The sequence below is a fragment of the Nocardia bovistercoris genome, assembly GCF_015674855.1.
Classification (GTDB): Bacteria; Actinomycetota; Actinomycetes; order Mycobacteriales; family Mycobacteriaceae; genus Nocardia; species Nocardia bovistercoris.
The window spans coordinates 241,444-265,696 of the sequence record NZ_JADMLG010000011.1; the positions used below are offsets into that span (position 1 = coordinate 241,444).

Genomic DNA, 24,253 nt, shown 5'->3' on the forward strand with positions numbered 1-24,253 from the left:
GGATCACCAGATCATCTACCCCGCACGGGTTCTCGGGGCGAAGCGGGCCCGATGCTCGGTCGGGGCCATGCCGCGACGCCGCTTGAACGCCGCACTCAACGCGAACGCGTTGGCATAGCCCACTTTCCGCGCGATGGCCGCGACGGTCAGATCGGTGTCCCGCAGGAGGTCGGCCGCGAGCGCCACCCGCATACCGGCCAGATAGGCCATGGGAGGTTCGCCCACCTCCGCGGTGAACCGGCGAGCCAACCCCGCGCGGGAGGCGCCGAGCCGGGCGGCCAGTCCGGAGACCGTCCATGACTCGGCGGGGCGTTCGTGCAGCAGTCGCAGTGCCCGACCGACAGTCGTGTCGTCGCCGGTGCGGTACCAGCTCGGCGCGTGCCGCTGCGGGCGGTCGAACCAGGCGCGGAGGGTGGCGATCAACATGAGATCCAGCAATCGGTCGAGTACGGCCTGCTGTCCCGACCGGTCACGAAGGATCTCGCGGGAGATGATATCCAGAAGCGGGTTTCGGCCATCGGATTCGGCGACGACCAGCACCGGCGGCAGCTCGCCGAGCAGCCGCTCGCTGATCCCCGCTTCGCCCTCGTAAGCGCCACTCAGCAAGACCGCGTCACCATGGCCGGTGACGCCGCAGGTTCGTGGTCGCGGCCGCGACCGATCGTCGGTGCGGCGGGTGGCGGTCTCGGCGCAGTAGTCCGCGACCGTCATCACCCGGTGCGCCGAACTCGTCGGCTCGTCGGCGATGGTGTACGGGGCCGGGCCACGAATGATCGCGATGTCGCCCGCGTCGATCATCACCGGGTCGCCGGACGACGGCGTGATCCACGCTCGGCCCCTCAGCATGGTGGCCGTGCTCAGCGCGGCGCCGCTGGTGAATCGAAGCGACCACGGCGGGCTCAGGATCGACTGGGTGAGCAACGCCCCTCGGGCGTGAACCCCGTCCAACAGCTGCGAGAGCGTATCCACACCTCTCAATGTATCGACGCTCGAGAGTCGAATAGACGCTCGAAAATCCATCCGAGCGTTCCGGAGATGGCCGCGACACCCCCTGACCGGATTGACTCGACGGCATGACAGAGCAACCAATTCTGGTCACCGGAGCGACCGGTAAGACCGGCTCGCGCGTCGTATCCCTACTCCGCGAGAAGGGCATCGCCGTCCGCCCGGGATCACGCTCGGCCCGACCCCGGTTCGACTGGGCGGATCGCTCGACATGGGACGCCGCCCTCGCGGGTGTCGAGGCGGTGTACCTGGTTCCCCACGAGCTCGATCCGCTCGCGAAGCCCTTCGTCGCGCGCGCCGCGGAACTCGGTGTCGAACGCGTCGTCGGCCTGTCCGGCCGCGGTATCGACACTCCCGGTTACGCCGGTGCGAACAGTGGCGCGGGAAAGCTTCTCGGCGATGTGGAGGAGGCGCTGCGCGGGTCGAGCCTGCGCTGGACGATCGTGCGACCGACCTGGTTCGCGCAGAACTTCAGCGAGGGCTTCTTCCTGGACGCGGTGCTAGCGGGTGAGCTGCGCCTACCGACCGGCGACGGCGCGGCGACCTTCGTCGACGCCGAGGACATCGCTGCCGTTGTGGTCGCGGCGCTCACCGACGACATCCACCACGAACAGGTCTACGAGGTGTCGGGCCCGCGCGCGGTGACCCTCGCCGAAGCGGCCGCGGAGATCTCCGAGGCCACCGGCCGCCCGATGAAGTACGTGCCGTTGAGCCATGCGGAGTTCGTCGCGGAACTCACCGGACACGGCATGTCGGCCGCCGACGCGGGCGAGTTCGCGGACACGGTCGGCGCGATCCGTCGCGGCCTGGATCACCACGTCTCCGACGGCGTGCGACGCGCGCTCGGCAGGCCTGCCCGCGAATTCCGCACCTTCGTGAAAACCGCCGCGGCCAACGGCGCTTGGAGGTGAGTCGTGCGGGGCGGACCCGGTTCATCCCCGACGATGGAATCGGAGCTTCAGGCCGCGTGGTTTGAGGGTGATCTGTTCGGCGACGTCGAGTCGGTAGTCGGGGTCGGCTTCGAGGGTGAAGGCGTGCAGGATGTGCGCGAGGGCCAGCAGGGTTTCGTGGTAGGCGAATTGGCGTCCGATGCAGGCGCGTTCGCCGGTGCCGAAGGGTTTGTAGGCGGCGCGCACGTCGGGGGCGAGGGTGCGCAGGTTGTCCGGCAGGAACCTGTCGGGGTCGAATTCGTCGGGGTCCTCGCCCCAGCCGGGGTCGCGGTGCGCGGCCAGTGTCAGGACGAAAACCCAGTCCCCTCGTTCGAAATGGTATCGGCCGCCGCCGATGCTGGTGTCGTGCTTGGCTTCCCGGAAGTATCCCGGCGCGATCGGCCACAACCGCAGGGTTTCGTCGACAACGCGGCGCAGATACCGCAGTTTCGCCACCTCTTCGTAGTCGATGGCAAACGAATCGCGTCCGGGCCGACGTTCGTCGACTTCCGCACGGGCCGTGGCGGCGATGTCGGGGCGGGTCGCCAGATAGTGCAGGGCGAAGGCTAGCAGCCCGGCGGAGGTCTCGTGGCCCGCGACCAGGAAGGTGAGGATCTGGTAGCGAATATTCTTCTCGTCGAGGGCTTTCCCGGTTTCGGGATCGGTGCTGTCGAGCATCAGGCCGAGCAGGTCGTCGGTGCGGTGCGAATCGTCTCGGCGGCGGGCGGCGATGACGTCGTCGACGAGTTTCTTGGCGAAATCGATATCGGCCGAATACTGCCGAGCCCGGCCCGGCGGGAGGTTGTGGAGGACGGGCGGGAGGTTGGAGTTGCGGTTGACGAATCGCAGGCTGCGCGTCATCGCGGCGACGAACGGGTGGTCGTCGGTCTCGGAGCGGGTGAACGAATCGAAACCCGTGCTGAAGCCGCAGCGCCCGATGACCTCGAGGGTGAACTTGTTGGTGTCCTCCGCGACATCGATCCAGCGGCCCGCGCGCTCGGACCAGTGGTCAACCAGTTCCACCGCGGTCTCGGTCATGGTCCGGTGGTAGCCGCGCATGGCCGACTGGGTGAACGCGGGCATCAGGATGTTGTGCGCCGTCCGCCAGGAGGGTTCGGCGTTGTGGGCGGTGAACAGGCCGTCGCGGGCGATGCGCCGCATCAGCTTGAACAGCGGGCTCAGATTCTTGGTCCAGTTCGCCTCGTTGTTGATCTCGGCGAGCAGGTCGACGCCGGAGACGACGACCACCGGATGATTGATGATCCGGCGCTCGTAGATCGGGCCGAGCGCGCGGGCGTCGCGCATCGCGGCCTGGGTCGGTGTGCCGGGTCGCACGGTGAGCAGGTCACCGATCAGCGGCAGGCGCAGCGGCGGGTGCGGTAGTTCTCGGACCGGGCGAACGGACACATCGGTCATCGGGGCGACTCCTCGACAGTGCGTGCGGCCGGAGCCGTCGACCCGTGCGCTCGCCGCGCGTCGGCGGCGCTCGGCCATCGGTCGGCGAGCGCGAACAGGACTTCACCCCCCGACCTTCGTAACCGTGTGCTCGGAACAGCACCGACCGCCGACACTACCCGCACCGGTCGGGCACGACCTCAGGGGACGTAGAGGTACCACTCTGCGAAAGGGCCTTGGACGGGCCAGGTGTCGGCCATGATTTTGGCCGGGCCCATGCCGACCCAGAGGTCGACGGTCACGGTGTCGCCGCGGGCGGCGCCGGTGCGGACGTAGACGTCCTGATGCCGGAAACCCGCGGAGCCCACCCAGCCGAGCATCACGTGGTTCCCGCACGGGCCGCGCTGGTAGCCCTGGGGCGTGACGTGCGCGCGGACGAAACCGGGCCGCCCGCGTGCGGCTTCGAGGTCGACGGTGATCGCTCCGGTGCAGAAGTTCGCGTCGCCGAAGGTGTAGAGGGTGTTGCCGATCGGAGCCCATTGCGGCAGCGGATCGGCTTGCGCCGGAACGGTTGTCGTCACGCTCCCGAGAACGACCGCTCCGATGGATACCGCCATTGCCGCCGATAGTCGCCGTAGCCTCATCTGTCGAAGACCTTCCTCGTGCGCCGCGCGGAGGTCATGGGCACTCGGACGGACCTCTGCGGCGTCGGTGCCGCGCGGCGGAAGTCGTTCCGAGGGTGAGCATATCGGACGAACCGGGACAGCGGGGGTCTTTGCGCGGCACGCGCGGATCGGCGTCGGCCTGCCACATCCAGCGGCCGAACCGCTTGCGCTCCAGAAGAACTCCGCCTTTCACCCGGACCGGAAAGCGCCGGGTGAATGTCCGGTGGTGCGGCGGAGCAGGCGGTTGAGGGCGGAGGCGTCGGCGAGGCCGATGGACCGCGCCACGTCGGCGACGCTGCGATGCGGATCGCGCAGCAGGTCGAGCGCGGCTTCGACCTTGATCCGCTGGGCGAACTGGATGGGCGACAGTCCGGTCGTGGCGTGGATGCGGCGCGTCAGGGTTCGGGTGGAAAGGTGGGTGGCCGCGGCCAATTCGCTCAGGCGGATCGGGTGGTCGAGTCGGTCGAGGACGAACTGTTCGACGGTGGCGAGGTCGGGATCGATATCGCGGTATGCCTCGCTGCGCCGGAAGGGTGTCTGCGAGACGCGCGGCGCCACAGCGATTCTCGCCGCGACCGAGCGGGCGACGACGGAGCCGAAAGCCTCCTCGACGATCGCGAGGAGCAAGTCGACGTGCCCGAGGACGGCTCCCGCGGTGAGCACCGAGCGGTCACGCACCAGCATCCGGTCGGCGTCCACGTGACAGGTCGGATACCGTCGGGCGAAAACGCCTGCGAGCCACCAGGTGGTCGTCACGTTCCGATCGGCCAATACGCCCGCTTCCGCGGCGAGGAACGTCCCGGTGCAGGAAGCCGCGATCCGCGAATGGCGCGCGTCGGCCAGCCAGCGCGCCGCCGCGCGCGCATCGGGCTCGCCGAGGCGCCGTTCGATCTCGGTCGCCCCGGAACAGCCGATGCCGGGAACGACCACCCACGGACGCGCCGCACCGGCCTCGGACAACGGGGTCGCGGCGACCGACAACCCGCCGCGCAGGTCGACCGCGCCACCGTCACCGCCGACCACCCGAACGTCCACCGCGGGCGCGTGGCCCGTGGCGTGACTGCGCGACAGCGCCTCGGCGAGGTCGACCGTCGCGGCGACCCCGACCGATCCCGAACCGGGTATCACCAGCACATCCACCGAAAGCATATGGCGAGATTAGCCAATTCGATGCTGTTTCGGCCACCGCTCGACCGCGCGCGACAGCCCGCGTCAGGAAGTCGCCTCGGCCCACTCCTCCGCCCAGGCTTGCAGCGGTTGCAGCGCGATCATCAACGCACGCCCGTGGTCGGTCAACCGATACCCGCCCGCGTCGTGATCGACGATGCCCAGGTCCCGCAGTTCCTTCAGGCGCGTGTTCAGCGAGCCCGGATTGGTTTCGCACGCCTGCTGGAGCGCACGGAAGGTGAGCGGGTCGCCGCGCAGCTCCCACAGCAGGCGCAGCGCTCCACGCCTGCCGAGCATGTCCAGGGCGACCATGATCGGTCTGCCCGAGCTGGATCCGCGGGCGGGCGAGCCGATTCCGGGCGAATTCATGCTTTACATTTTGTAGCGGAAGTCCGTAATCTGGCAAATATGACCAGCTATAAAATTCATAGCGCACGCATGGCTCCCGCTCCGTCGCCGCTACCTACCGATATGCAGGACGCCATCGACGCCATCATGCGCGGCGCCCCACCACTGCTGCTGTTCACCACCATGGCTCGGGACCGACGCCTGTTCTTCAAGTTCTTCGACTCCGGCCTCCTCGATCGCGGCCACCTGACGATCCGGCAACGCGAAATCGTCATCGACCGGGTCACCGCCCGCTGCGGAGCCGAGTACGAATGGGGCGTACACGTCTCGGCATTCGCTCAGAAGGCGGCCCTCACCGAGGACCAGATCACCTCGCTCGTACACGGCGGCCCCGAAGACACCTGCTGGGACGAGCCCGACCGAATACTGCTGCGCCTGTGCGACACCCTGCACCGCGACTGCACGATCGACGACGAACTCTGGGCGGATCTGACCGCACACCACAGCGAGGAAGCGATCCTCGAACTGCTCATGCTGGCAGGCACCTACCGAACGGTGAGCTACCTCGTCAACAGCTTGCGCCTACCACCTGAAGCGGGCGCCCGCCGCTTCCCGCCCCGGTAGCACCGCACCCGAGACTCACCCCGCGACCGCGCCGCTTCCCCCTGCGGACCGCCACATCCGACGCTCGTCCCGACCATCGGACGAGACACCGACATCGACGAATCCGTGGCGGCGGTAGAGGCCGATCGCGGGCCGATTGTGCGCCTTCACCGAAAGAGTGACATCGCGACCGTCCGCCCAGTCGACGACCGCTCCGACCGCGGCATCCGCAACACCTCGACCTCGAGCGAAGGGGGCGACCCACATCGACATCAGTTCGACGACGCCTTCGGCGGCCTCACGACCACCGACCATGCCCGCCGCGATCCCGTGCCGGTAGACGATCACATTGAACGGGACATCGGTCAGGCGGGCGCGCCACCGCGCCTCGGTATCACCGGGACCGCTCCAGTCCGCGAGTACGGAGCCGAAACTCGCGGGCGACTCGGTCAGCGCGCGGAGGCGAAGACCGCGCCACAGTCGCCAGTCGTCGGCCCGGAGCGTCCGCACCTCGATCACCGCCACCCCCTGCTCACCGCATCCGAGTGGACTCGACGATATCCGGTCGCCCGCACCTCGGCCTGCGATTTTTCGCGGTGGATCGCGGCGTCGGTTCCACGTGCGTCCGGCCGCCGAGGGCAGAATCACATGCCGCAGTACATCGTCAACAACTTGATTGTGCACAATGCTTATGTCACGATCGGCGATATGAGCACCCCGGTCACATCGAACCGACCATCCCGCGTCGCGGAAGCGATTCGGACGATCGCGCGCCTGCTGCTCGGGGTCGCCCTCGTCTTCGCGGGGATCACCCATCTCACCTCCGCACGCGAGGAATTCCAGGCCCAGGTTCCCGCGTGGGTTCCGGTCGACGAGGATCTGGTCGTCCTCGCCTCTGGTGTCGTCGAGATCGGGCTCGGCCTGGCGCTGGTGTTCGTGGTCCGGCGTTGGCGGCCGATCGTCGGTGTCCTGGCCGCCGCGTTCTTCCTGGTGATCTTCCCGGGCAATATCGGCCAGTGGCGCGAACACGTGGACGCCTTCGGCCTCGACACCGACGGCAAGCGCTTCACCCGGCTGTTCTTCCAGCCCGTCCTGATCGCGATCGCGCTGTGGTCGACCGGCGGTTGGTCCTGGCTGCGGGAGAAGCTGCGGCGCTGACTCGGGGCGTCGACTCAGGAGCCGATGATGTCGCGGGCGCGCCCGACGATGAGCGGGTCGGCGGGGGCCACGATCTCGAGATCCTTGTTGTCGTAGTCGAACAGCCCGAGCACGTGGCGCATGGCGTTGAGCCTGGCGCGCTTCTTGTCGTTGCTCCTGACCACCGTCCACGGCGCGTAGTCGGTGTCGGTGTGTTCGAAGTTCTCTTCCTTGGCCGCGGTGTAGTCGTCCCACTTGTCCAGCGAGGCGAGGTCCATCGGGGACAGTTTCCACTGGCGGACCGGATCGACCTGGCGGATGGCGAAGCGGGTGCGCTGTTCCAGCGGCGACACCGAGAACCAGAATTTCACCAGGTCGACGCCGTCGTCGACGAGCATGCGCTCGAACAGCGGCACTTGGGCCAGGAAGCGCCGATGCTGTTCGGGGCTGCAGAAACCCATCACCCGCTCCACTCCGGCCCGGTTGTACCAGGACCGATCGAACAGCACGATCTCCCCGGCCGCGGGCAGGTGTTGGACGTAGCGCTGGAAATTCCACTGGGTCTGCTCGCGGGCGCTCGGCTTCTCCAGCGCCACCACTCGCGCACCGCGCGGATTGAGGTGTTCGGTGAACCGTTTGATGGTGCCGCCCTTGCCCGCCGCGTCGCGGCCCTCGAACACGATGACCAGGCGGCGCCCGCTGTCCTTGACCCAGTTCTGCAACTTCAGCAATTCGATCTGCAGCAGCCGTTTGTCGGCCTCGTAGACCTGCCGGGATAGTCGATGGTCGTACGGATAGCCTTCGCGCCAGGTGTCGACGACGAACGCGCCGTCCGCGGTCAGCAGGCGCGGGTCGTCGTCGTCGAGGTCGTCGACGGTGTAGCCGGCGGTGTCGGTCAGATCGATCGCGGAGTCGAGGTCCTTGATCTCGCTCAGGTCGCGCAACAGTGGCTGGGAGGTGGCGAAATCGGTCATTCCGCGACATTAACGACACAGGTTGACAAATTGGTGAACTCCCAGCGCACCCGTTCGCGCGACCGTGATCGCGCCGACGCCAGGGCCGAGCACATAGGCTCCGAGCCGGTACACCGAATTGGAGGACGGATGTCGCTGGAAGATCGCCCATCGGGTCGCCGCAAGGATGCGACCGCGACCAGGGCCGCACTGCTCACCGCGGCGCGCACCCTGTTCTCCGAACGCGGCTACGAACGCACCACGGTGCGCGCGATCGCGGCCGAGGCGGGCGTGAATCAGGCCCTGTTGTTCCGCTATTTCGGCTCGAAGAGCGATTTGTTCCGCGCCGCGCTCACCGATCGCGGCTGGCAGATGCTGTCCGACGGGGCCGACGATTCGCTGCCCGCGCGCCTGCTCGCCTCCGTCCTCGACCCGAGCGATACCGCCACCCAGGGCAATTGGCTGATCACCGCATTGCGTTCGGCCGACCGGGAGGACGGCGCCCTGCTGATCCAGCGCGAACTCGGCGACGCGTACGCGCGCACGTTGTCGACCCTCACCGAAGCGCCGGACGGCGAACTGCGCGCCGATCTGCTGCTGGCCTGGTTGCTCGGCATCGCCTTGGTGCGCTCGGTGCACCGCCGCGAGCCACTCGCGCACGCCGACTCGCGCGCGGTCGCCGAGATCGTACTGCGCGCCACGCAGGCGATGCTCGAGAACGTCGACACCAACTTTCCACCGGGGTAACGCATTCCGCTGTTGACTGCGCCCGCGACCAGTCCTATCGTCAATTTGTAAGCAATCGCTTACATCACAGACGTCTCGCGACAGACATCCCAGCGCGACCGACATCCCAGAACGGGAGAGCGCATGACCGTCGACAGCCAGGTCCGCCGATACCCCTTCGGTGAACCGTTCCGCCTCGAGATCGACCCCCATTTCGCCGAACTCCGCAAAGACGAGCCCGTCGCCCGCGTCCAACTCCCCTACGGGGGCGAGGGCTGGCTGGTGACCCGATACGACGACGTCAAGTCCGTCCTGTCCGACCGGCGCTTCAGCCGCGCGGACACCGTTGCGCGCGAAGATATTCCGCGTTCGACCCCGGAGCCGTCGCGGCCCGACGGGCTGCTCACCATGGACCCGCCCGAACACACCCGCCTGCGCAAACTGGTAGCCAAGGCGTTCACCGGCCGCCGCGTCGAACAGCTGCGCCCGCGCATCGCCGAGATCGTCGAGCAATGCCTCACCGCCATGCGGCGCCGCGGCGCACCGGCCGATCTGGTGCAAGACCTCGCCCTGCCGCTCCCGGTCGCGGTGATCTGCGAAATGCTCGGCATACCGGCGCGGGACCAGCACCGATTCCGCGAATTCTCCGACGCGACACTGTCGACCACCGCGTACACGCGCGAGGAGATCGCCGCGGCCCGCGGCGGCCTCGAGGCCTATCTGGCCGAGGTCGTCGCCGAACGAAGGACCCGTCCCACCGACGATCTGCTCGCCGCCCTGACCGCCGCCCGCGACGAGGACGACCGCCTCAGCGAACAGGAGCTGGTCAACCTCGGCATCGTGCTGCTGATCGCGGGCCACGAGACCACCGCCAACCAGATCGCGAATTTCGTCTACACCCTGCTCGGCAATCCGGGCGAATGGGAACGGCTGCGGGCGAATCCGGACCTGCTGCCCGGCGCCATCGAGGAGCTGCTGCGCTACATCCAGCTCGGCGCGGGCACCTCCTTCGCGCGAATGGCCACCGAGGACGTGGAATTGAGCGGTGTGCGCATCCGCGCGGGCGACGCGGTGCTCGTCCACATGCCATCGGCCAACCGCGACGAATCCGTGTTCCCCGACGCCGAGAAACTCGTACTCGAACGAAAGGTCAACCCGCACGTCGCATTCGGCCACGGCGTGCACCACTGCCTCGGCGCGCAGCTGGCCCGACTGGAGCTCAGGATCGCACTCGGCGGCATCCTCGACCACTTCCCCACCCTGCGCCTGGCGGTCCCGGTCGAGGAAATCCCTTGGAAGACGGGCCTTCTCGTGCGCGGGCCCCGAGAGCTGCCCGTCGCGTGGTGAGGTGGGCGCGATGAGCGAGGAACAGTGGCGCATCACCGTCGACCGCACCGCCTGCCTCGGGTCCGGCATGTGCGTCGGGGTGGCGCCGAGCCATTTCAGCCTGGTCGACGGGCTGTCCAGTCCGCGGCGCGAGCACGCACCGCCCGACACCGCGGTGGTGGAGGCGGCCGAGTCCTGCCCGGTCGAGGCGATCCTGGTCACGTCCGCCGAGTCCGGCGCCACGATAGCCCCGGAATAGCGCATCCGGGGCCGGATCGAACCGCCCGCATGAAACTGTCGTTTCCACATCCGGAGAGTGATATTCTCGCATCGTAAATTAAGCGCTTAACCTCGGTGCCGCGAGCACATCCGCTCGGCCGAGCGGCCGTCGGGCACCGCGCTTCTCCGCGTCGGAGCGGCTCGGCGAAAGGACAAGGGACATTGAGTAACGCCATCGACACCGCCACCGTGGCCGGGAGCCACGGATCGGGGATCATTCCGGTCTACGACCCGTCCAACGAAGAGCTGATCGGGGAGGTCGTCGACTCCGACCAGAAGATCGTCGACGAGGCGGTGGCCAGGGCGCGGGAGACCTTCGAATCCGGTGTCTGGCGCAAACTGCCCGCCGCGCACCGCGCCGAGGTGCTCTTCCGCGCCGCCGACATCATCAAGGCGCGCACCGACGAACTCGCCGCCATCGAGGCGCGCGACAACGGCATGAACGCCACCGCGGCGCGCCACATCATCAAGGTGTCGCACGAGATGCTCGTGTACTACGCGGGCTGGGTCGGCAAGATCCACGGCGAGTCGAGCAACCTCGTCTCCGACGGGCTGCTCGGCACGTTCGAGAACTACCACACCTTCACCCAGTACGAACCCGTCGGCGTCGTCGGCCTCATCATCCCGTGGAACGGGCCGTTCTTCATCGCCATGCTCAAGGTCGCGCCCGCGCTCGCCGCCGGTTGCAGCGCGGTGCTCAAGCCCGCCGAGCAGACACCGCTGAGCGCGCTGAAGCTCGAGGAGATCTTCCGCGAAGCGGGTCTGCCCGACGGTGTCCTCAACGTCATCACCGGCTACGGCGAGACCACCGGCGCCGCGCTCACCGCGCACCCGGATGTCGACAAGATCGCGTTCACCGGGTCGACCGAGGTCGGCCGCCTGATCGTGAAGGCGGCCGCGGGCAACCTCAAGCGGCTCACCCTCGAACTCGGCGGCAAGTCGCCGCTGATCATGTTCGACGACGCGAACCTCGACAAGGCGATCATGGGCGCGGGCATGGGCCTGCTCGCGGGTTCGGGCCAGAACTGTTCGTGCACCTCGCGCATCTACGTCCAGCGCGGCATCTACGAACAGGTCGTCGACGGTCTGGCCGCGTTCGCCCAGATGCTCCCGATGGGCGGCAGCGACGACCCGAACTCGGTGCTCGGACCGCTGATCAGCCAGGAGCAGCGCGCCCGCGTGGCGAGCATCGTCGACGAAGGCGTCGCCGCGGGCGCGCATGTGGTGACCGGCGGCAAGATGCTGGATCGGAGCGGCTACTTCTACGAGGCGACGATCGTCACCGACACCACCCCCGACATGCGCCTGATCCGCGAGGAGATCTTCGGCCCCGTCGGCTCGGTCATCCCCTTCGACGACGAGGACGAGGTGATCGCCGCCGCGAACGACACCCACTACGGACTCGCGGGGTCCATCTGGACCGAGAACCTCGGCCGCGCCCACCGCGTCGTCAACGAACTGCGCGCGGGCCAGGTCTGGGTGAACTCCGCGCTCGCCTCCGACCCCTCGATGCCGATCTGCGGCCACAAGCAGTCGGGATGGGGCGGCGAACGCGGCAAGAAGGGCCTCGAGTCCTACTTCAACATCAAGTCGGTCTACATCGGGCACTGACCGATTCTCGACACGGGCGAGCCGGTGGGGCGTACTCCACCGGCTCGCTGTCGCGTGGAATCCACGCGAAGGCTGCTCGGCAGACCGCGAATTGTGACTTGCCCCGGTCGATTCGGGATAGTTTGTGAATTCCCCCTCCGATCGCCGCCACGGTTGTCCGGGCGAGCGGCGTGCGGCACGGTGAGACGCGCAGCATCGGTGCGACCGTCATGTCCCGCGCCCGCTGCCGGACGGCGCGAGGGCCCGCACCGAGAACCGTAGGACATGGCCTTGCCCGGCACCGTCGTCGAGAACGCCTGTGGGTCCGACCCGATAACGCACGAAACGCGGTGCAGATCGAAGGATTTCATGGGTCATCTCGCGATCCCAAGCCGAGGCCGAGCGCCGGAATCGCCGAACGGGCGGGTGACATCGTGAGCGGATCTCCGACGCCGACCCTCTCGGGTGTCGCGAACTCGGCGGCGGCGATCGACGGCGGCGGGCAGACCAAGGTATGGGGGCTGCCGATCTTCGTACTCGGCGGACTGCAGCTGCTCGTGGTGCTCGACGGAACGGTCGTCGCGCTGGCGCTGCCGCGGATTCGCGACGCGCTGGGGCTCACCGAATCCGGGGGCAACTGGATCATCACCGCCTACGTGCTGGCCTTCGGCGGCCTCATGCTGCTCGGCGGGCGACTCGGCGACACCTTCGGCCGCCGCCGGGTGTTCGCGGCGGGCGTCACCGTCTTCACGCTCACCTCGTTGTTGAGCGGTCTGGCCTGGGACGACACCAGCCTGATCGTCGGGCGCGCGCTGCAAGGGATGGCCGCGGCCGTGGCGGCGCCCACCGCGATGGCGCTGATCGCCACCACCTACGCGCCTGGCAAACCGCGCAGTCAAGCGTTCGCGATCTACGCCACCCTGACCGGTGTCGCGTCGGTCGGCGGCCTCATCGCGGGCGGGCTGCTCACCGAACTGTCGTGGCGGCTGATCTTCCTGATCAATGTGCCGATCGGCGTTCTGGTCGTGCTCGGCGCGCTCACCTGCCTGCGGGAATCGCAGGGCGCGCGCAGCCAGCTCGACGTGCCGGGCGCGGTGCTCGCCACTCTCGGCGTGACCTCGGCGGTGTTCGCGGCCAACGAATTCACCGGCGGCTGGCAGCGCCCGATCGTGCTGGCGCCCGCGATCGCCGCGGCGGCGCTGCTGACCGCGTTCGTGCTCGTGGAGCGGCGCGCCGCCAACCCGATCCTGCCGTTCACGGTCTTCGACGATCCGAGTCGGGTGGCGACGCTGCTGGCCATCGTGTTCTGCGGGGCGAACATGATGTGCCTCGCGGTGTTCATCTCCCAGTACCTCCAGATCGTGCGCGGGTATTCGCCCGTGCACAGTGGACTCGCGGTCGTGCCGTTCGCGGGCGGGCTCGCGGTGGCGGCGATCATCGCCTCCAAACTCGCGCTGCGCCTGCCGCCGCGCCCGCTGGTGCTGCTCAGCGCGATTCCCATCATTCCGGGCTGCCTCTACGCGTCGTGGACCGCCACCGATTCGCCCGCCTACTTTCCCGGCATCGCGGCCACCGTGGTCATGATCGGGTTCGGTGTCGGCCTCGCGGCGATCCCGTTGACTCTCGCGGTGGTGGCGGGGGTCACACCTTCCGACATCGGGCCGCTCACCGCGCTCGCCCAGGTCGCCCAGAACCTCGGCGGCGCGGTCGGACTCGTGGTCGTCGGTGCGTTCGCGAGTTCGCGGACGCTGTCGCTGGGCGGTCCGAGCGCACCGGTCGACGACATGTCCGAGCAGCAGATCACCGCACTGGCCCAGGGCTACGGGCTGGCCTTCGCCTGCTGCGCCGTGATCGCGGTGGCGATCGGTCTGGCGACACTTGGCATTCGATTCACCCCGCGGGATATCGCCGAGGGGCAAGCCGCCCAGGAAGCCGCGCATTCCTAGCGGGCCGGTGCGGTCGGTCGTGTACTCCGAGCACTCGCGCGATGATCGAAAAACTGTTGGCGGGCCGCCCCGCGCTAGTAGAGTTCTCCTGGAATGCGAGGACCACTCGCTTCAGATAAGAATCTGATTTCCCGGCGGTCGACCGAGATGCACGGGTGAAAGGCGACGTCATGCGTTTCGCGATGACCTATCCGATACTCAGCCACCCCTGCGACCCTGGCCTGGCCTCCGGCGCCGGAGTCGGCGCGGTCGCCGCGGGGGCGGAGGCGGCGGGATTCCACGCGCTGGGATTCACCGATCACCCGGCCCCAACGCAACGGTGGCTCGACGCGGGCGGGCACGACGCGCTCGACCCGTTCGTCGCCATGGGATTCGCGGCGGCGCGCACCACCACACTGCGGCTGATCCCGAATATCGTCGTCCTGCCCTACCGCAACCCGTTCCTGGTGGCCAAGGCGGGCGCGACGCTGGACCGGCTCTCCGACGGACGCTTCACCCTCGCCATCGGCACCGGCTACATGAAGCGCGAATTCGCCGCGCTCGGCGTCGATTTCGACGAACGCAAGGAACTGGTCGACGAGGGACTCGAGGTGATCCGCGCGATCTGGACCGGCGACGACGTCTCCTACGACGGCAAGCATTTCAGCGCGCGCGGCATCACCGCGCACCCGCGTCCCATCAGCGCACCGCACCCCCCGATCTGGATCGGCGGCAACACCGGCGGCGCCCGCGCCCGCGTGGTGAAACACGGCGACGGCTGGTGCCCGTTCGCCGCGCCGCCCGTCCTCGCGCAGACCGCGGGCACCACATCGATGGACTCGGTCGAGGCCCTGCGGCACGGCGTCGAGGATCTGCGCAGGCGGTGCGACGCCGCCGGACGCGACTGGTCGACCCTCGACATCAGCTTCACCAACTTCGCGGGCGGCTCCCCCGGTGAGCCCGGTTTCGACGCCGACGCCTACCTCGACGGACTCGAGAAACTCGCCGCGCTCGGCGTGACCTGGGTGCAGGTCCCGCTGCCCGGCGCGGGGGTCGAACCGCTGCTCGAGGAACTCGACCGCTTCCGCGCCGCGGTCATCGACGTCTACAAGTAGGGAGACGACCATGGTCCTGAGCCGTGACGCGGTCTCTCTGGACGGGCACACGGCGGTGGTCACCGGCGCGGGCGCGGGCATCGGCCGCGCGATCGCGCTGGCCTTCGCCGCATACGGCGCGCGCGTGGCGGTATGGGAACGCGACGCCGACACCGCGCGCTCGACGGCGGAACTGGTCGACGGTCTGGCGTGCATATGCGACGTCCGCGACGAGACGCAGGTCGACACCGCGCTCGCCGACACCGTGGCCGCTCTCGACACGCCCACGATCCTGGTGAACAACGCGGGCGGCGTGTTCCCGGCGCCGCTGCTGGAATCCACCCCGAAGGGCTGGGACACCCTGATCCGGTCCAACCTCACCCACGTGCTGCTGTGCACGCAGCGCGTCGCGCGCGCGATGGCGGCATCCGGGCGGGGCGGCAGCATCGTCAACATCAGCACCATCGAGGGCATGCGGGCCGCGCCGGGCTACGCCGCCTACGCCGCCGCGAAGGCGGGCGTGGTCAACTTCACCAAGACCGCGGCGCTGGAATTGGCTCCGCACGGCATCCGGGTCAACGGCATCGCGCCCGACATCACCGTCACCGAAGGCATCCTCGCCATGGCGCCCGAGGGATTCGCCGAACGCACCGGCCTGATGGTGCCGATGGGCCGCGTCGGCGAGGTCGACGAGGTGGCGGGGGCGGCGGTGTTCCTCGCGTCGGCGCTCGGCTCCTACGTCACCGGACAGACCATCCACGTCGACGGCGGCACCGCGGCATCGGGCGGCTGGTACCACCACCCCGACGACGGCCACTACGTGCTCGGAGCGAGCACCCCGATCGCGAAGGAGTCGCGTTGAGTACCAAGGTCATGCGAGGAGTACGGGTCCTCGAGGTCGCCCAGTTCACGTTCGTTCCCGCCGCGGGCGCCATTCTCGCGGACTGGGGCGCCGACGTGATCAAGGTCGAACATCCCGTGCGCGGCGACACCCAGCGCGGCTTCCTCAACATGGGCGGTTTCCGGCTCGACCCGGACCGGCACCCGCTCATCGAGCACCCGAACCGAGGCAAACGCAGCGTCGGCATCGACGTGTCGCATCCCGAGGGCCGCGAAGTGCTCTACGAGATCGCCCGCACCGCCGACGTCTTCCTCACCAATTACCTACCCGCGCAACGGCAGAAGAACAAATTCGACATCGAACACATCCGCGCTGTCAACCCCGACATCATCTACGCGCGCGGCAGCGCCTACGGCGACAAGGGCATCGAACGCGACACCGGCGGCTTCGACGGGACCGCCTTCTGGACCCGCAGCGGCGTCGGCCACGCGCTCAGCCCCGAAGCCCTCGGCGGCCCACTGTCCCAGGGCATCCCCGCCTTCGGCGACTCCATCGGCGGGATGAACATCGCGGGCGGCATCTCCGCGGCCCTGTTCCACCGCGAACGCACCGGCGAGACAACCGAAATCGACGTCTCCCTGCTCAGCACGGCGTGGTGGGCGGCGGGGGCGAGCGTCACCCAGGGACTCGAAACCGGCGAAGCCATGCGCGCGGCGATGCCCGATGCCGCCGTCCCCTCGGCGAATCCGTTCCTCGGCAACTACGCCACCTCCGATGGCGGCACCATCAACCTGTGCATCGTCAGCCCCACCGGCTACATCCGCGACACCTTCGAACACCTGCACCTCCCCGAAGCCGCCGACGACCCGCGCTTCCGCGACGTCCTGCCACTGCTCGAGAACGCCGACGCCGCCGTCGTGCTCATCACCGAAGCCATCGCGAGCAAGCCCTTCGACTACTGGCGCGAACACCTCAAAACCATGAAGGGGCAATGGGCCCCCTTCGCCAGCCTGATCGACCTCGGCACCGACGCCCAGGCCATCGCCAACGACATGATCACCGAAGTCGAGGCCGCCGACGGCGGCGCCCCCTTCAAAGTGGTGCGCGGCCCCGTACAGTTCGACCACGAACCCCTCGAAACCACCCGCGCCCCACAGGCATCCGAACACACCGAGGTCGTACTCCTCGAACTCGGCCTCCCCTGGGAACGCATCGAAGCCCTCAAGGAATCCGGCGCCATCGCCTGAACCCCACCGGGCGCACGGCCGAAACCGACAGCTGGGTTCCGAGAAGCGGCTGTTCCCCTCGACCGCCGTGCCACCACTTCGGATCAACCCGGAAGCCGCACACCCGGAGCTCGGCAGCGGTGGCCGACGACCCCGAAACTCGGTCTACAAGCGGATGTCGGCGAGCGGTCGACGCGGCTACGGCGAGGGGCGTGTCGGATCGCGCGGTGCCCGAACCGTACTCGTCGACAACCGGCGAGCGGGGTTACACCGTCGCGGCGGTCACCTCTCGGCCCCGCGTGGTGTGCGGGTGAGAGGGTAGGTCGCCCAGTGCAATTCGATGCCGTCGTCGGCGTGGGTGACGAGCAGGAGTTCGCCTCGGAGCCTGCCCGCGACGGCGCGGAAACGCCCGGGCTCCGCTTCGGTGAAACGGGTGTCGCTGGTCTCGGGGTCGGTCGCGAGGCGGGCGTGCAGGCCGTCGATCTCCCAGCGCAGGATCGTCTCGCCCGCTTCGGACCACCACACGCCGAGCATCGGTTCGATGTGCGGCGGGCACAGGGCGGGAAACCATTCTACAGGGGTCTGCGCGGGCTGTTCGCGCAGCACCTCGGCGAGGATTTCGGTGGCGACGGCGTCGGTTTCGATTCCGCCGGTGACGTTGGCCATGACCGCGACCGACATGCCGGTGTCGCGGTCGACGGCCAGCGCGGACCGGAATCCCGGCAGCGCTCCAGTGTGGCCGGCGACGATGCCGTGGTCGTGGCGTCGCAGGGCGAGGCCGAGGCCCCAGCCGCGGGTCCAGCCCGACGTGTCGACCATCGTGTGCGTGGCGTGCATCTGCTCGACCACCCCGACCGGCAGCACCGCGGGCTCGCGCCCCGCCAGCGCGTAACCCCAGCGCAGCAGATCGGTTGCGGTGGACCACATCTGGCCCGCGACGCCGATCGCGCCCTGATCCAGCACCGGTTCCCGATGCACCCGCGCGACGAACGGGTCGAGCCGGTACCCGACGACGGCGCCGTCCGGCGCGGACCACGACGTGGAGTTGAGGCCGAGAGGGCGCAGCAGCATGTCGTCGATCACCGATTCGCACGACCGCCCGGCCACCGCTCGGATCACCTGACCGAGAACCGCGTATCCGAGGTTGGAGTAGTGCCAGCGCCGACCCGGTTCGGCGACGAACTCGACCCGCGCGAACGCTTCACGCAACGCGGCCGAGGACGGTCCGCGCATGGTCTCCCACATGTCGGTCGGCGCTTCCCGAGGCAGACCGGCGGTGTGCGACAACAGCATGCGCGGACTCACCCGCCCGAACGGCGTGCCGGGCAGATGTCTGTCGATCGGTTCGTCCAAGCCGAGCTCACCGCCCTCGGCCAGCAACAGCGTGACCGCGGCGGTGAAACTCTTGGTGATCGCGCCGACGCGGTAGACGCTCTCCCCCGTCGCGGGCACCCGGTTCTCCACATCCGCCTGCCCGACCGCCGCCACCGCCGCGACCACCCCGTGCTTACCCACCGCCGCGAGCAGACTCGGTATCCCCGCCTCGGCGCGCAGATCCGCGACCCGCGCCCAGAGCCTGCTGTGGAACTCGCTGTCCATCCATGCCTCCCGTCGTCAACAGGATCGCATACGCCGCCGCGCGCGGCCCGCGGACCAGCGGCCGTCGACCGGGGCTCCGCGTTCACCCCGCTTCCGAACGACCCGTTCCGAAATCACCGCCGGTCCCGACCCCGGCTCGATCGCCCGCGGCGTCGAGAATGCGTCGGATCTGCGCCCACACGTGGTCGAGCAGCGACGGGTCGTCGTGCAGTTTGGCGAACAGCAGCGCTCCTTCGAGCTGCGCGAGCACGGCCCGCGCGGTGACCAGCGTTGTGTCCCTGTCGATCTCGACGACGATGTCGGCGACCAGTGCCGTCTGTTCGTCGAGGATCTCGCGAATCCGCGCGCGCACCGACGGCTCTCGATCGCTGAGCTCGATCCCCACATTGACCAGCATGCACCCGAGGTTGCCGGTCGTCTCCCGGTACGCCCGCTGGGCCTCGATCAGGGCGTGGATCAGGGATTCCAGGCGGGCCGACGGGTCGTCGGCGCGGTCCCTTGCGGCCAGCCATTCGGGGCGTTGCGCCTCCCAGTAGGCATCGATCGCGGCGATCGACAGCGCCTCCTTCGAGGGAAAGAAGTGGTAGAAGCTGCCCTTGCGCACTTCGGCGCGGGCGCAGATCTCCGCGACGCCGATGGCCGCGTATCCGCGTCGATGCATGAGGTCGCCCGCGGCGGCGAGCAATCGCTGCCTGGCATCGCTCGTTCTTCCCATCGCCTCACTGTAGACGGCCGGTCAACTTCTCTTTATAGTTGACCGGCCGTCTACCAACGAAGGATGGACATGCCCGAAATCACCGTCGCCCACCACAGCGGATACGAACACACCGTGCCGCAGGCCGGGGCCGGAGCACCCGCGCAAGCCGACCTCGACGCCGCCCATCTCGGCTGCCGCGTCGCCGAACACACGTCGGCGCCGACCCGAGGCCGACAGGCGGTGGCGAAGTGAACGCCTTCACCGAACTGGCCGGAATCGAACTTCCCATCGTGCAGGGGCCGTTCGGCGGCGGATTGTCGACGGTCGAACTACTGGGGACCGTCTCCGACGGTGGCGGACTCGGCTCCTACGGCGCTCACATACTGGACGGGCAAGGCATCGTCGAGCTCGTCGCCGCGTGCCGGGCGCGCACCCGGCGGCCGTTCAATATCAACCTGTGGGTGCCACAACCGGGCGAGCCCACCGCGGCGGCCGACGCGGACAAGGATCGTCTGCGCCCCTACTACGCCGAACTCGGCGTCGAGCCCCCGCACGAGATCGCGATGCCGGACCATGCCGAACAACTCGCGGCGATCCTCGAATCCGCGCCGCCGATAGCGAGTTTCGTGATGGGCATCCCCGACGCGGGTTTCCTGGCGGCGGCGCGCGAACGCGGGATCCTGACCTTCGGCACCGCCACCACGGTAGAGGAAGCCGTGGCGGTGCAGGCCGCGGGCATGGACGCGGTGGTCGCGTCCGGATCCGACGCGGGCGGCCATCGCGGCGCCTTCCTCCGACCGGTGCACGAGTCGCTGGTCGGCACCTTCTCGCTCATTCCCCAAGTGGCGCAGGCCGTCTCCATCCCCGTCGTGGCGGCAGGCGGGATCGCCGACGGTCGCGGGATCGCGGCGGCGCTGCTCCTCGGTGCGGACGCGGTGCAGATCGGCACCGGCTTCCTCGCCACCGAACAGTCCGGCGCGCACCCGGTGCACCGGGCCGCGCTGCGCTCGGAGCGCGCCCGCACCACCGTGCTCACCCGCCTGTTCTCCGGACGCACCGCGCGGGGCATCGCCAACGAATTCGTGCGCGACATGGTCGCATTCGAATCCGACGTGCCCGCCTATCCGGCGCAGAACGCCCTCATGACGCCTATCAGGCAGCGCGCCGCACAGCGCGGCGATCTCGAACTGCTCAATCTGTGGTCGGGTCAGTCGGCCGCGCTGGCGGGCAGCGCCGACGCGAGCGAATATCTCGCTCAGCTGCGCGAATACCTCAGTGCGGCAGCGGATCCGAACCGGAGTTGAGCGCGGTCGGCAGGCCGTGGTCGTAGACGGCGAGGATGTCGGTCACCGTCAGGAGCGCGTCGATCACGACCCGCGCCGGGGTGAGATGCAGTTCGGGATAGTCGATCTCACCGAGGCTCGGGTCGACGGGGAAGGCCAGTCTTTCCGCATCGAGACAGAATTCGGCGGCGATGTCGGCGCGATTGCCGCGCGCGTCCTGACGATGCCACGCTCCCTCGAGGTAGACCGCGACCAGACCGTGCAGCACGTGCCCGTCGCCGTGCAGCAGGCGCTGATAGCACAGCGCGGTGGGAATGCCCTGCCCGCGCAGCAGGGCGGCGAGGAGATGAGACTTCGCGTAGCAGAGGCCCACTCGCTGCTCGAGCACCTGCGAGGCCCGCAAGGTGACCCGTGGGTCCCGCGCGTCGAAGGAGTGCGCGACCTCGTCCCGCACCCATTCGAACGCGCGACGCGCGAAATCGACCTGCCCCTCGGACCCGAACCGAAGTTCGTCACCGAACGACCGCACCGCGGGATGATCGACTTCGATGATCGGATCGGCCGCCAGGTAGGCGGACGGGTCCGAGGTCGACACGGGAGAGAACACCACCATCGAATCCTAAGGCGCGTTCCGGCAGCGCCCTCGGTGCGGTCGGGCGCGGCTCGGAACATGATTTCCGTGCCCGAGCCGCCCGCGGTCGACATGCGCCCGATCGGTCCGAAGGCACGGGGGCGGTCCGGGGCGCGCACCGGACATGTCAGACTGACCGGACAGAACGGAGTGCAGATATGCCGCCCTCGACCATCGAACCGACCGTCGGACGCCTGCTCGCTCGCGCGGTCGACGAATTCGGCGATCACACCTACCTGGTCTCTCCCACCGCCCGCCTCACCTACGCCGAGGCGCTGCACCGGTCGGGACTGGCCGCGCGGCAGCTGCTGCGCGACGGGATCGGCAAAGGCGCCAGGGTCGGGCTGCTGTTCCCCAACGACGCCGACTGGATCGTCTGGTGGCTGGCCGTGTCCAGAATCGGCGCCGTGGCGGTGCCGCTGAGCACGCTCTACACCCCCGCCGAACTCGGCAAGGTGATCCGGCTCGCCGATATCGGCGTCCTCGTCGCCCCACCGAACATCCCCGGCGGCGAGACCGCCGACAAGCTGGAGGCCGCACTGCCCGGCCTCGCCGCCACACCGACACCGGCGCTGTCCCTGCCCACCGCGCCCTACCTGCGCCGCATCGCGATCCCCGGCGGCGCGGGCCGCGCCTGGGCCGATGTCGCGGCGCCCGACGAAAGCACCGCGCTCGCGCCGGAAATCCTCGCCGCCGTCGAAAACGAGGTCAGCCCCGCCGATCTCGCCATCATGATCCACACCTCGGGATCGACCGCCGACCCGAAGGGTGTGCTGCACACCCACGGCACCCTGGTCCGCCAGACCGCGGGCTGGGCCGACGCCATTCGCGGCCTGTGCAACGGCTCGGCGGCGCCGCGCGTCCTGTCCTCGATGCCGTTCTTCTGGATCGGCGGCGTCCTGGCCGCGACCGGCGCCCTGCATCAGCCGGTGACACTTCTGGTCATGCCGCGCCCGGAAGCCGGTGTGGCACTGGACCTCATCGAACGCGAACGCGGTGAAGGCATCGTCGGATGGCCCGCGTTCACCCAGCGCCTGCGCGAACATCCGAGCTTCCCCGACCGCGACCTCAGCGCCGCGCCGCTGCTGCGCGAAGGCCCGCTCGACATCGCCATGCACAATGTGCCCGACCGGTTCCCGATCCACCGCACCCTGTCCGAATCCGCGGGCAGCTTCGCACACACCGACATGAAGATCGTTGACCCCCAGGGCGATCCGGTACCCGTAGGCGCCACGGGCGAACTGCTCATCCGCGGGATCGGCTCGATGGCGGGCTACAACAAGCGCGAACGCCACGACGTCTTCGACCCGGACGGCTGGTACCACACCGGCGACCGCGTCTACCGGATTCCCGAAGACCCGCGCTTGTTCTACGTCGGGCGAACCAGCGAACTGATCAAGGTCGCGGGCGCCAATGTCTCCCCGCGCGAGGTGGAGGCGGTGGTCGAGCAGCACGACGGCGTGCAGCAATGCCTCGTCGTCGGCGTCGAGCACCCCGAACGCGGCGAGCAGGTCTGCGCGGTCATCGTGCCCGCATCCGACGGCCCCGACACCTTGGACCTCGACGCCATAGCCACCCACACTCGACGCGAACTCTCGGCCTACAAGGTCCCGACCCGCTGGATAATCACCTCGAGCGACACCATCCCCACCCTCCCCAGCGGCAAACTCGACCGCCGTGGTCTGCGCACCCAGGTCGCCGACGGAACTCTGAAATAAGCAGAGCGACAATATAATCCGACGGGCCACCGCCTAGGTGAGCAAGTCTCCCGCTCGCGACTCTACCCAGCGTACCGACTTAAATAAAGGGATTGATTTATCTCGTGGGGAGGTGTTGACTGCGGAGACGATCGTGGGCGGGCCCGCGATCGATCGGTCCGCACGCTGCACCACACGAGAGGGGCGCGGATATGCCGAACGAGATCGGGGCGCACGACGAGGTCTTCCACCCGGCGGGCGAGGATCCGTACTGGAACGAGAGCGGATGGTTCGGATTCCATATTCCGGAACGTGATATCAACGGCTTCTTCTATTACTTCCACGACGTGCGCACCGGGGTGTCGGGCGGCGGACCCGCGCTGTGGGACGGCAGCGGCGCGGAGATCTACGACTGCCTGTACTACGACTGGCGGTGGCACCAACCGCCAACCGGCCCCATGGAATTCGAGGACTTCTCGCTACCGAACTCACTGCGCCACCAGGTACTCGACCCGATGCGGCGGTACCGGCTGTCCTATTCGCAACCGGGCCTCGACCTCGATCTGGAATGGACCGCGCTGATGGAGCCGCACGATTTCGGCGTGCCCCCCGATCCGTCCATTCCTCGCCACTTCGACCAGGCGGGCCGGGTGCGCGGCGTCGCGACGCTGCACGGCGAGCGCCTCGAGGTCGACTGCTTCTCGATGCGCGACCGCACCTGGGGACCGCACCGGCACGATATGACGCCCTCCGGTGATTTCGTGTGGGCCGTGGCGTCGCCGGAATCGCATTGGCATGCCATCGCCATCGGTGTCGGCGAAGACGCCCCCGACGTCGTGGTCGGCGGCTATTTCGCCCGCGACGGCGTCGTCGGCAATCTCGTCAAGGGACAGCGGCGAGTGCTGGAACGGAAATCGGGCGCACCGGCGCGGGTGCTGTTCGAAGCCGAGGACGATCTCGGGCGGGAATTCCAGGCCGAAGGGCGAGTGCGCAGCGTGCTGCGCTGGATGGGCTGGCCGGGCCAACTCGCGTTCTGGACGTTGACCGACTGGGAGTGGGACGGACAGCGCGGATTCGGCGAGAACCAGGAATTCTTCGCCCGCGACCTCGCACGGTCGCTGCTGACCCAGCCCTGAA

At 68.7% G+C, this 24,253-nt stretch carries 25 protein-coding genes; 15 read left to right on the forward strand and 10 right to left on the reverse strand.

Annotated elements, in window-relative coordinates; translation table 11 throughout:
* Nucleotides 1-15: 15 nt before the first annotated feature.
* The gene (locus IT779_RS25390; RefSeq protein WP_196151914.1) at nt 16-969 is read right to left on the reverse strand and encodes an AraC family transcriptional regulator; all 954 of its coding nucleotides are present in this window, start codon (nt 967-969) and stop codon (nt 16-18) included.
* Between the two features lie 104 nt (nt 970-1,073).
* On the opposite strand from IT779_RS25390, the gene IT779_RS25395 reads away from it, so the two are divergent.
* Nucleotides 1,074-1,916 carry an NAD(P)H-binding protein gene (locus tag IT779_RS25395; protein ID WP_196151915.1) on the forward strand — a complete coding sequence of 281 codons (843 nt, stop codon included), beginning with the start codon at nt 1,074-1,076 and terminating at the stop codon, nt 1,914-1,916.
* A 21-nt stretch (nt 1,917-1,937) separates the two neighbouring features.
* Here the strand turns inward: IT779_RS25395 and IT779_RS25400 are convergent, their stop codons facing one another.
* From IT779_RS25400 to IT779_RS25415, 4 genes are all read right to left on the reverse strand, one after another.
* Nucleotides 1,938-3,350, reverse strand: a complete 1,413-nt coding sequence (locus tag IT779_RS25400) for a cytochrome P450 (RefSeq protein ID WP_196151916.1) — start codon at nt 3,348-3,350, stop codon at nt 1,938-1,940.
* Nucleotides 3,351-3,529: 179 nt separating this feature from the next.
* Nucleotides 3,530-3,910, reverse strand: a complete 381-nt coding sequence (locus tag IT779_RS25405; RefSeq protein WP_196151917.1) for a hypothetical protein — start codon at nt 3,908-3,910, stop codon at nt 3,530-3,532.
* A 273-nt stretch (nt 3,911-4,183) separates the two neighbouring features.
* A complete protein-coding gene (locus IT779_RS25410; RefSeq protein ID WP_196151918.1) occupies nt 4,184-5,143 on the reverse strand; it encodes a GlxA family transcriptional regulator in 960 nt (319 codons plus the stop codon).
* Nucleotides 5,144-5,206: 63 nt separating this feature from the next.
* Nucleotides 5,207-5,530 (reverse strand): winged helix-turn-helix transcriptional regulator, encoded by a 324-nt coding sequence (locus tag IT779_RS25415; RefSeq protein WP_196151919.1) that lies wholly within the window; start codon nt 5,528-5,530, stop codon nt 5,207-5,209.
* A gap of 69 nt (nt 5,531-5,599) precedes the next feature.
* On the opposite strand from IT779_RS25415, the gene IT779_RS25420 reads away from it, so the two are divergent.
* Nucleotides 5,600-6,133, forward strand: a complete 534-nt coding sequence (locus IT779_RS25420; RefSeq protein WP_232542071.1) for a carboxymuconolactone decarboxylase family protein — start codon at nt 5,600-5,602, stop codon at nt 6,131-6,133.
* Nucleotides 6,134-6,148: 15 nt separating this feature from the next.
* On the opposite strand, the gene IT779_RS38885 is transcribed toward IT779_RS25420, so the two are convergent.
* Nucleotides 6,149-6,622 carry a GNAT family N-acetyltransferase gene (locus IT779_RS38885; RefSeq protein ID WP_198428904.1) on the reverse strand — a complete coding sequence of 158 codons (474 nt, stop codon included), beginning with the start codon at nt 6,620-6,622 and terminating at the stop codon, nt 6,149-6,151.
* Nucleotides 6,623-6,820: 198 nt separating this feature from the next.
* Here IT779_RS38885 and IT779_RS25430 point away from each other — a divergent pair, with 198 nt between their 5' ends.
* Nucleotides 6,821-7,270, forward strand: a complete 450-nt coding sequence (locus IT779_RS25430) for a DoxX family protein (RefSeq protein WP_196151921.1) — start codon at nt 6,821-6,823, stop codon at nt 7,268-7,270.
* A 14-nt stretch (nt 7,271-7,284) separates the two neighbouring features.
* On the opposite strand, the gene ppk2 is transcribed toward IT779_RS25430, so the two are convergent.
* Nucleotides 7,285-8,223, reverse strand: a complete 939-nt coding sequence (gene ppk2 / locus IT779_RS25435; protein ID WP_196151922.1) for a polyphosphate kinase 2 — start codon at nt 8,221-8,223, stop codon at nt 7,285-7,287.
* Nucleotides 8,224-8,352: 129 nt separating this feature from the next.
* On the opposite strand from ppk2, the gene IT779_RS25440 reads away from it, so the two are divergent.
* The 8 genes from IT779_RS25440 (at nt 8,353) to IT779_RS25475 (ending at nt 17,230) form a co-directional block, all read left to right on the forward strand.
* Nucleotides 8,353-8,949 carry a TetR/AcrR family transcriptional regulator gene (locus IT779_RS25440; RefSeq protein WP_196151923.1) on the forward strand — a complete coding sequence of 199 codons (597 nt, stop codon included), beginning with the start codon at nt 8,353-8,355 and terminating at the stop codon, nt 8,947-8,949.
* 123 nt (nt 8,950-9,072) lie between these two features.
* A complete protein-coding gene (locus tag IT779_RS25445) occupies nt 9,073-10,275 on the forward strand; it encodes a cytochrome P450 (RefSeq protein WP_196151924.1) in 1,203 nt (400 codons plus the stop codon).
* Between the two features lie 10 nt (nt 10,276-10,285).
* A complete protein-coding gene (locus tag IT779_RS25450; RefSeq protein WP_196151925.1) occupies nt 10,286-10,513 on the forward strand; it encodes a ferredoxin in 228 nt (75 codons plus the stop codon).
* A 182-nt stretch (nt 10,514-10,695) separates the two neighbouring features.
* Entirely contained in the window at nt 10,696-12,144 is a 1,449-nt protein-coding gene (locus IT779_RS25455; protein WP_196151926.1) for an aldehyde dehydrogenase family protein, read from the forward strand.
* A gap of 467 nt (nt 12,145-12,611) precedes the next feature.
* The gene (locus IT779_RS25460) at nt 12,612-14,069 is read left to right on the forward strand and encodes an MFS transporter (protein ID WP_332838961.1); all 1,458 of its coding nucleotides are present in this window, start codon (nt 12,612-12,614) and stop codon (nt 14,067-14,069) included.
* Between the two features lie 170 nt (nt 14,070-14,239).
* Nucleotides 14,240-15,163, forward strand: coding sequence for an LLM class F420-dependent oxidoreductase (locus tag IT779_RS25465; RefSeq protein ID WP_196151928.1), 924 nt, complete (start codon nt 14,240-14,242; stop codon nt 15,161-15,163).
* A 10-nt stretch (nt 15,164-15,173) separates the two neighbouring features.
* Nucleotides 15,174-16,004: an SDR family NAD(P)-dependent oxidoreductase gene (locus IT779_RS25470; RefSeq protein WP_196151929.1), complete on the forward strand. Its 831-nt coding sequence runs from the start codon at nt 15,174-15,176 to the stop codon at nt 16,002-16,004.
* Between the two features lie 11 nt (nt 16,005-16,015).
* Entirely contained in the window at nt 16,016-17,230 is a 1,215-nt protein-coding gene (locus IT779_RS25475; protein ID WP_196151989.1) for a CaiB/BaiF CoA transferase family protein, read from the forward strand.
* Between the two features lie 261 nt (nt 17,231-17,491).
* Here IT779_RS25475 and IT779_RS25480 read toward each other — a convergent pair whose 3' ends face one another.
* On the reverse strand, nt 17,492-18,808 hold the full coding sequence (locus IT779_RS25480) for a serine hydrolase domain-containing protein (RefSeq protein ID WP_196151930.1): 1,317 nt from the start codon (nt 18,806-18,808) through the stop codon (nt 17,492-17,494).
* Between the two features lie 82 nt (nt 18,809-18,890).
* On the reverse strand, nt 18,891-19,523 hold the full coding sequence (locus tag IT779_RS25485) for a TetR/AcrR family transcriptional regulator (RefSeq protein WP_196151931.1): 633 nt from the start codon (nt 19,521-19,523) through the stop codon (nt 18,891-18,893).
* A gap of 63 nt (nt 19,524-19,586) precedes the next feature.
* Between IT779_RS25485 and IT779_RS25490 the strand changes: the two genes are divergently transcribed.
* Nucleotides 19,587-19,757 (forward strand): hypothetical protein, encoded by a 171-nt coding sequence (locus IT779_RS25490; RefSeq protein WP_232542073.1) that lies wholly within the window; start codon nt 19,587-19,589, stop codon nt 19,755-19,757.
* A complete protein-coding gene (locus IT779_RS25495; RefSeq protein ID WP_196151933.1) occupies nt 19,754-20,809 on the forward strand; it encodes an NAD(P)H-dependent flavin oxidoreductase in 1,056 nt (351 codons plus the stop codon). Before IT779_RS25490 ends, IT779_RS25495 begins: the two co-directional genes overlap by 4 nt.
* Here the strand turns inward: IT779_RS25495 and IT779_RS25500 are convergent.
* Nucleotides 20,778-21,398: a transglutaminase-like domain-containing protein gene (locus IT779_RS25500; protein ID WP_198428905.1), complete on the reverse strand. Its 621-nt coding sequence runs from the start codon at nt 21,396-21,398 to the stop codon at nt 20,778-20,780. The genes IT779_RS25495 and IT779_RS25500 overlap by 32 nt on opposite strands.
* Nucleotides 21,399-21,577: 179 nt before the next feature.
* On the opposite strand from IT779_RS25500, the gene IT779_RS25505 reads away from it, so the two are divergent.
* A complete protein-coding gene (locus IT779_RS25505; RefSeq protein ID WP_196151935.1) occupies nt 21,578-23,137 on the forward strand; it encodes a class I adenylate-forming enzyme family protein in 1,560 nt (519 codons plus the stop codon).
* 191 nt (nt 23,138-23,328) lie between these two features.
* On the forward strand, nt 23,329-24,252 hold the full coding sequence (locus IT779_RS25510) for a DUF7064 domain-containing protein (RefSeq protein WP_196151936.1): 924 nt from the start codon (nt 23,329-23,331) through the stop codon (nt 24,250-24,252).
* Nucleotide 24,253: the final 1 nt, after the last annotated feature.

Coding starts and splice junctions, on each gene's coding strand:
- IT779_RS25395 (WP_196151915.1), top strand. CDS start 1,074: ATGACAGAGCAACCAATTCTGGTCACCGGAGCGACCGGTAAGACCGGC.
- IT779_RS25400 (WP_196151916.1), bottom strand. CDS start 3,350: ATGACCGATGTGTCCGTTCGCCCGGTCCGAGAACTACCGCACCCGCCG.
- IT779_RS25410 (WP_196151918.1), bottom strand. CDS start 5,143: ATGCTTTCGGTGGATGTGCTGGTGATACCCGGTTCGGGATCGGTCGGG.
- IT779_RS25415 (WP_196151919.1), bottom strand. CDS start 5,530: ATGAATTCGCCCGGAATCGGCTCGCCCGCCCGCGGATCCAGCTCGGGC.
- IT779_RS25420 (WP_232542071.1), top strand. CDS start 5,600: ATGGCTCCCGCTCCGTCGCCGCTACCTACCGATATGCAGGACGCCATC.
- IT779_RS25430 (WP_196151921.1), top strand. CDS start 6,821: ATGAGCACCCCGGTCACATCGAACCGACCATCCCGCGTCGCGGAAGCG.
- ppk2 (WP_196151922.1), bottom strand. CDS start 8,223: ATGACCGATTTCGCCACCTCCCAGCCACTGTTGCGCGACCTGAGCGAG.
- IT779_RS25440 (WP_196151923.1), top strand. CDS start 8,353: ATGTCGCTGGAAGATCGCCCATCGGGTCGCCGCAAGGATGCGACCGCG.
- IT779_RS25445 (WP_196151924.1), top strand. CDS start 9,073: ATGACCGTCGACAGCCAGGTCCGCCGATACCCCTTCGGTGAACCGTTC.
- IT779_RS25450 (WP_196151925.1), top strand. CDS start 10,286: ATGAGCGAGGAACAGTGGCGCATCACCGTCGACCGCACCGCCTGCCTC.
- IT779_RS25465 (WP_196151928.1), top strand. CDS start 14,240: ATGCGTTTCGCGATGACCTATCCGATACTCAGCCACCCCTGCGACCCT.
- IT779_RS25470 (WP_196151929.1), top strand. CDS start 15,174: ATGGTCCTGAGCCGTGACGCGGTCTCTCTGGACGGGCACACGGCGGTG.
- IT779_RS25475 (WP_196151989.1), top strand. CDS start 16,016: ATGCGAGGAGTACGGGTCCTCGAGGTCGCCCAGTTCACGTTCGTTCCC.
- IT779_RS25480 (WP_196151930.1), bottom strand. CDS start 18,808: ATGGACAGCGAGTTCCACAGCAGGCTCTGGGCGCGGGTCGCGGATCTG.
- IT779_RS25485 (WP_196151931.1), bottom strand. CDS start 19,523: ATGGGAAGAACGAGCGATGCCAGGCAGCGATTGCTCGCCGCCGCGGGC.
- IT779_RS25490 (WP_232542073.1), top strand. CDS start 19,587: ATGGACATGCCCGAAATCACCGTCGCCCACCACAGCGGATACGAACAC.
- IT779_RS25505 (WP_196151935.1), top strand. CDS start 21,578: ATGCCGCCCTCGACCATCGAACCGACCGTCGGACGCCTGCTCGCTCGC.
- IT779_RS25510 (WP_196151936.1), top strand. CDS start 23,329: ATGCCGAACGAGATCGGGGCGCACGACGAGGTCTTCCACCCGGCGGGC.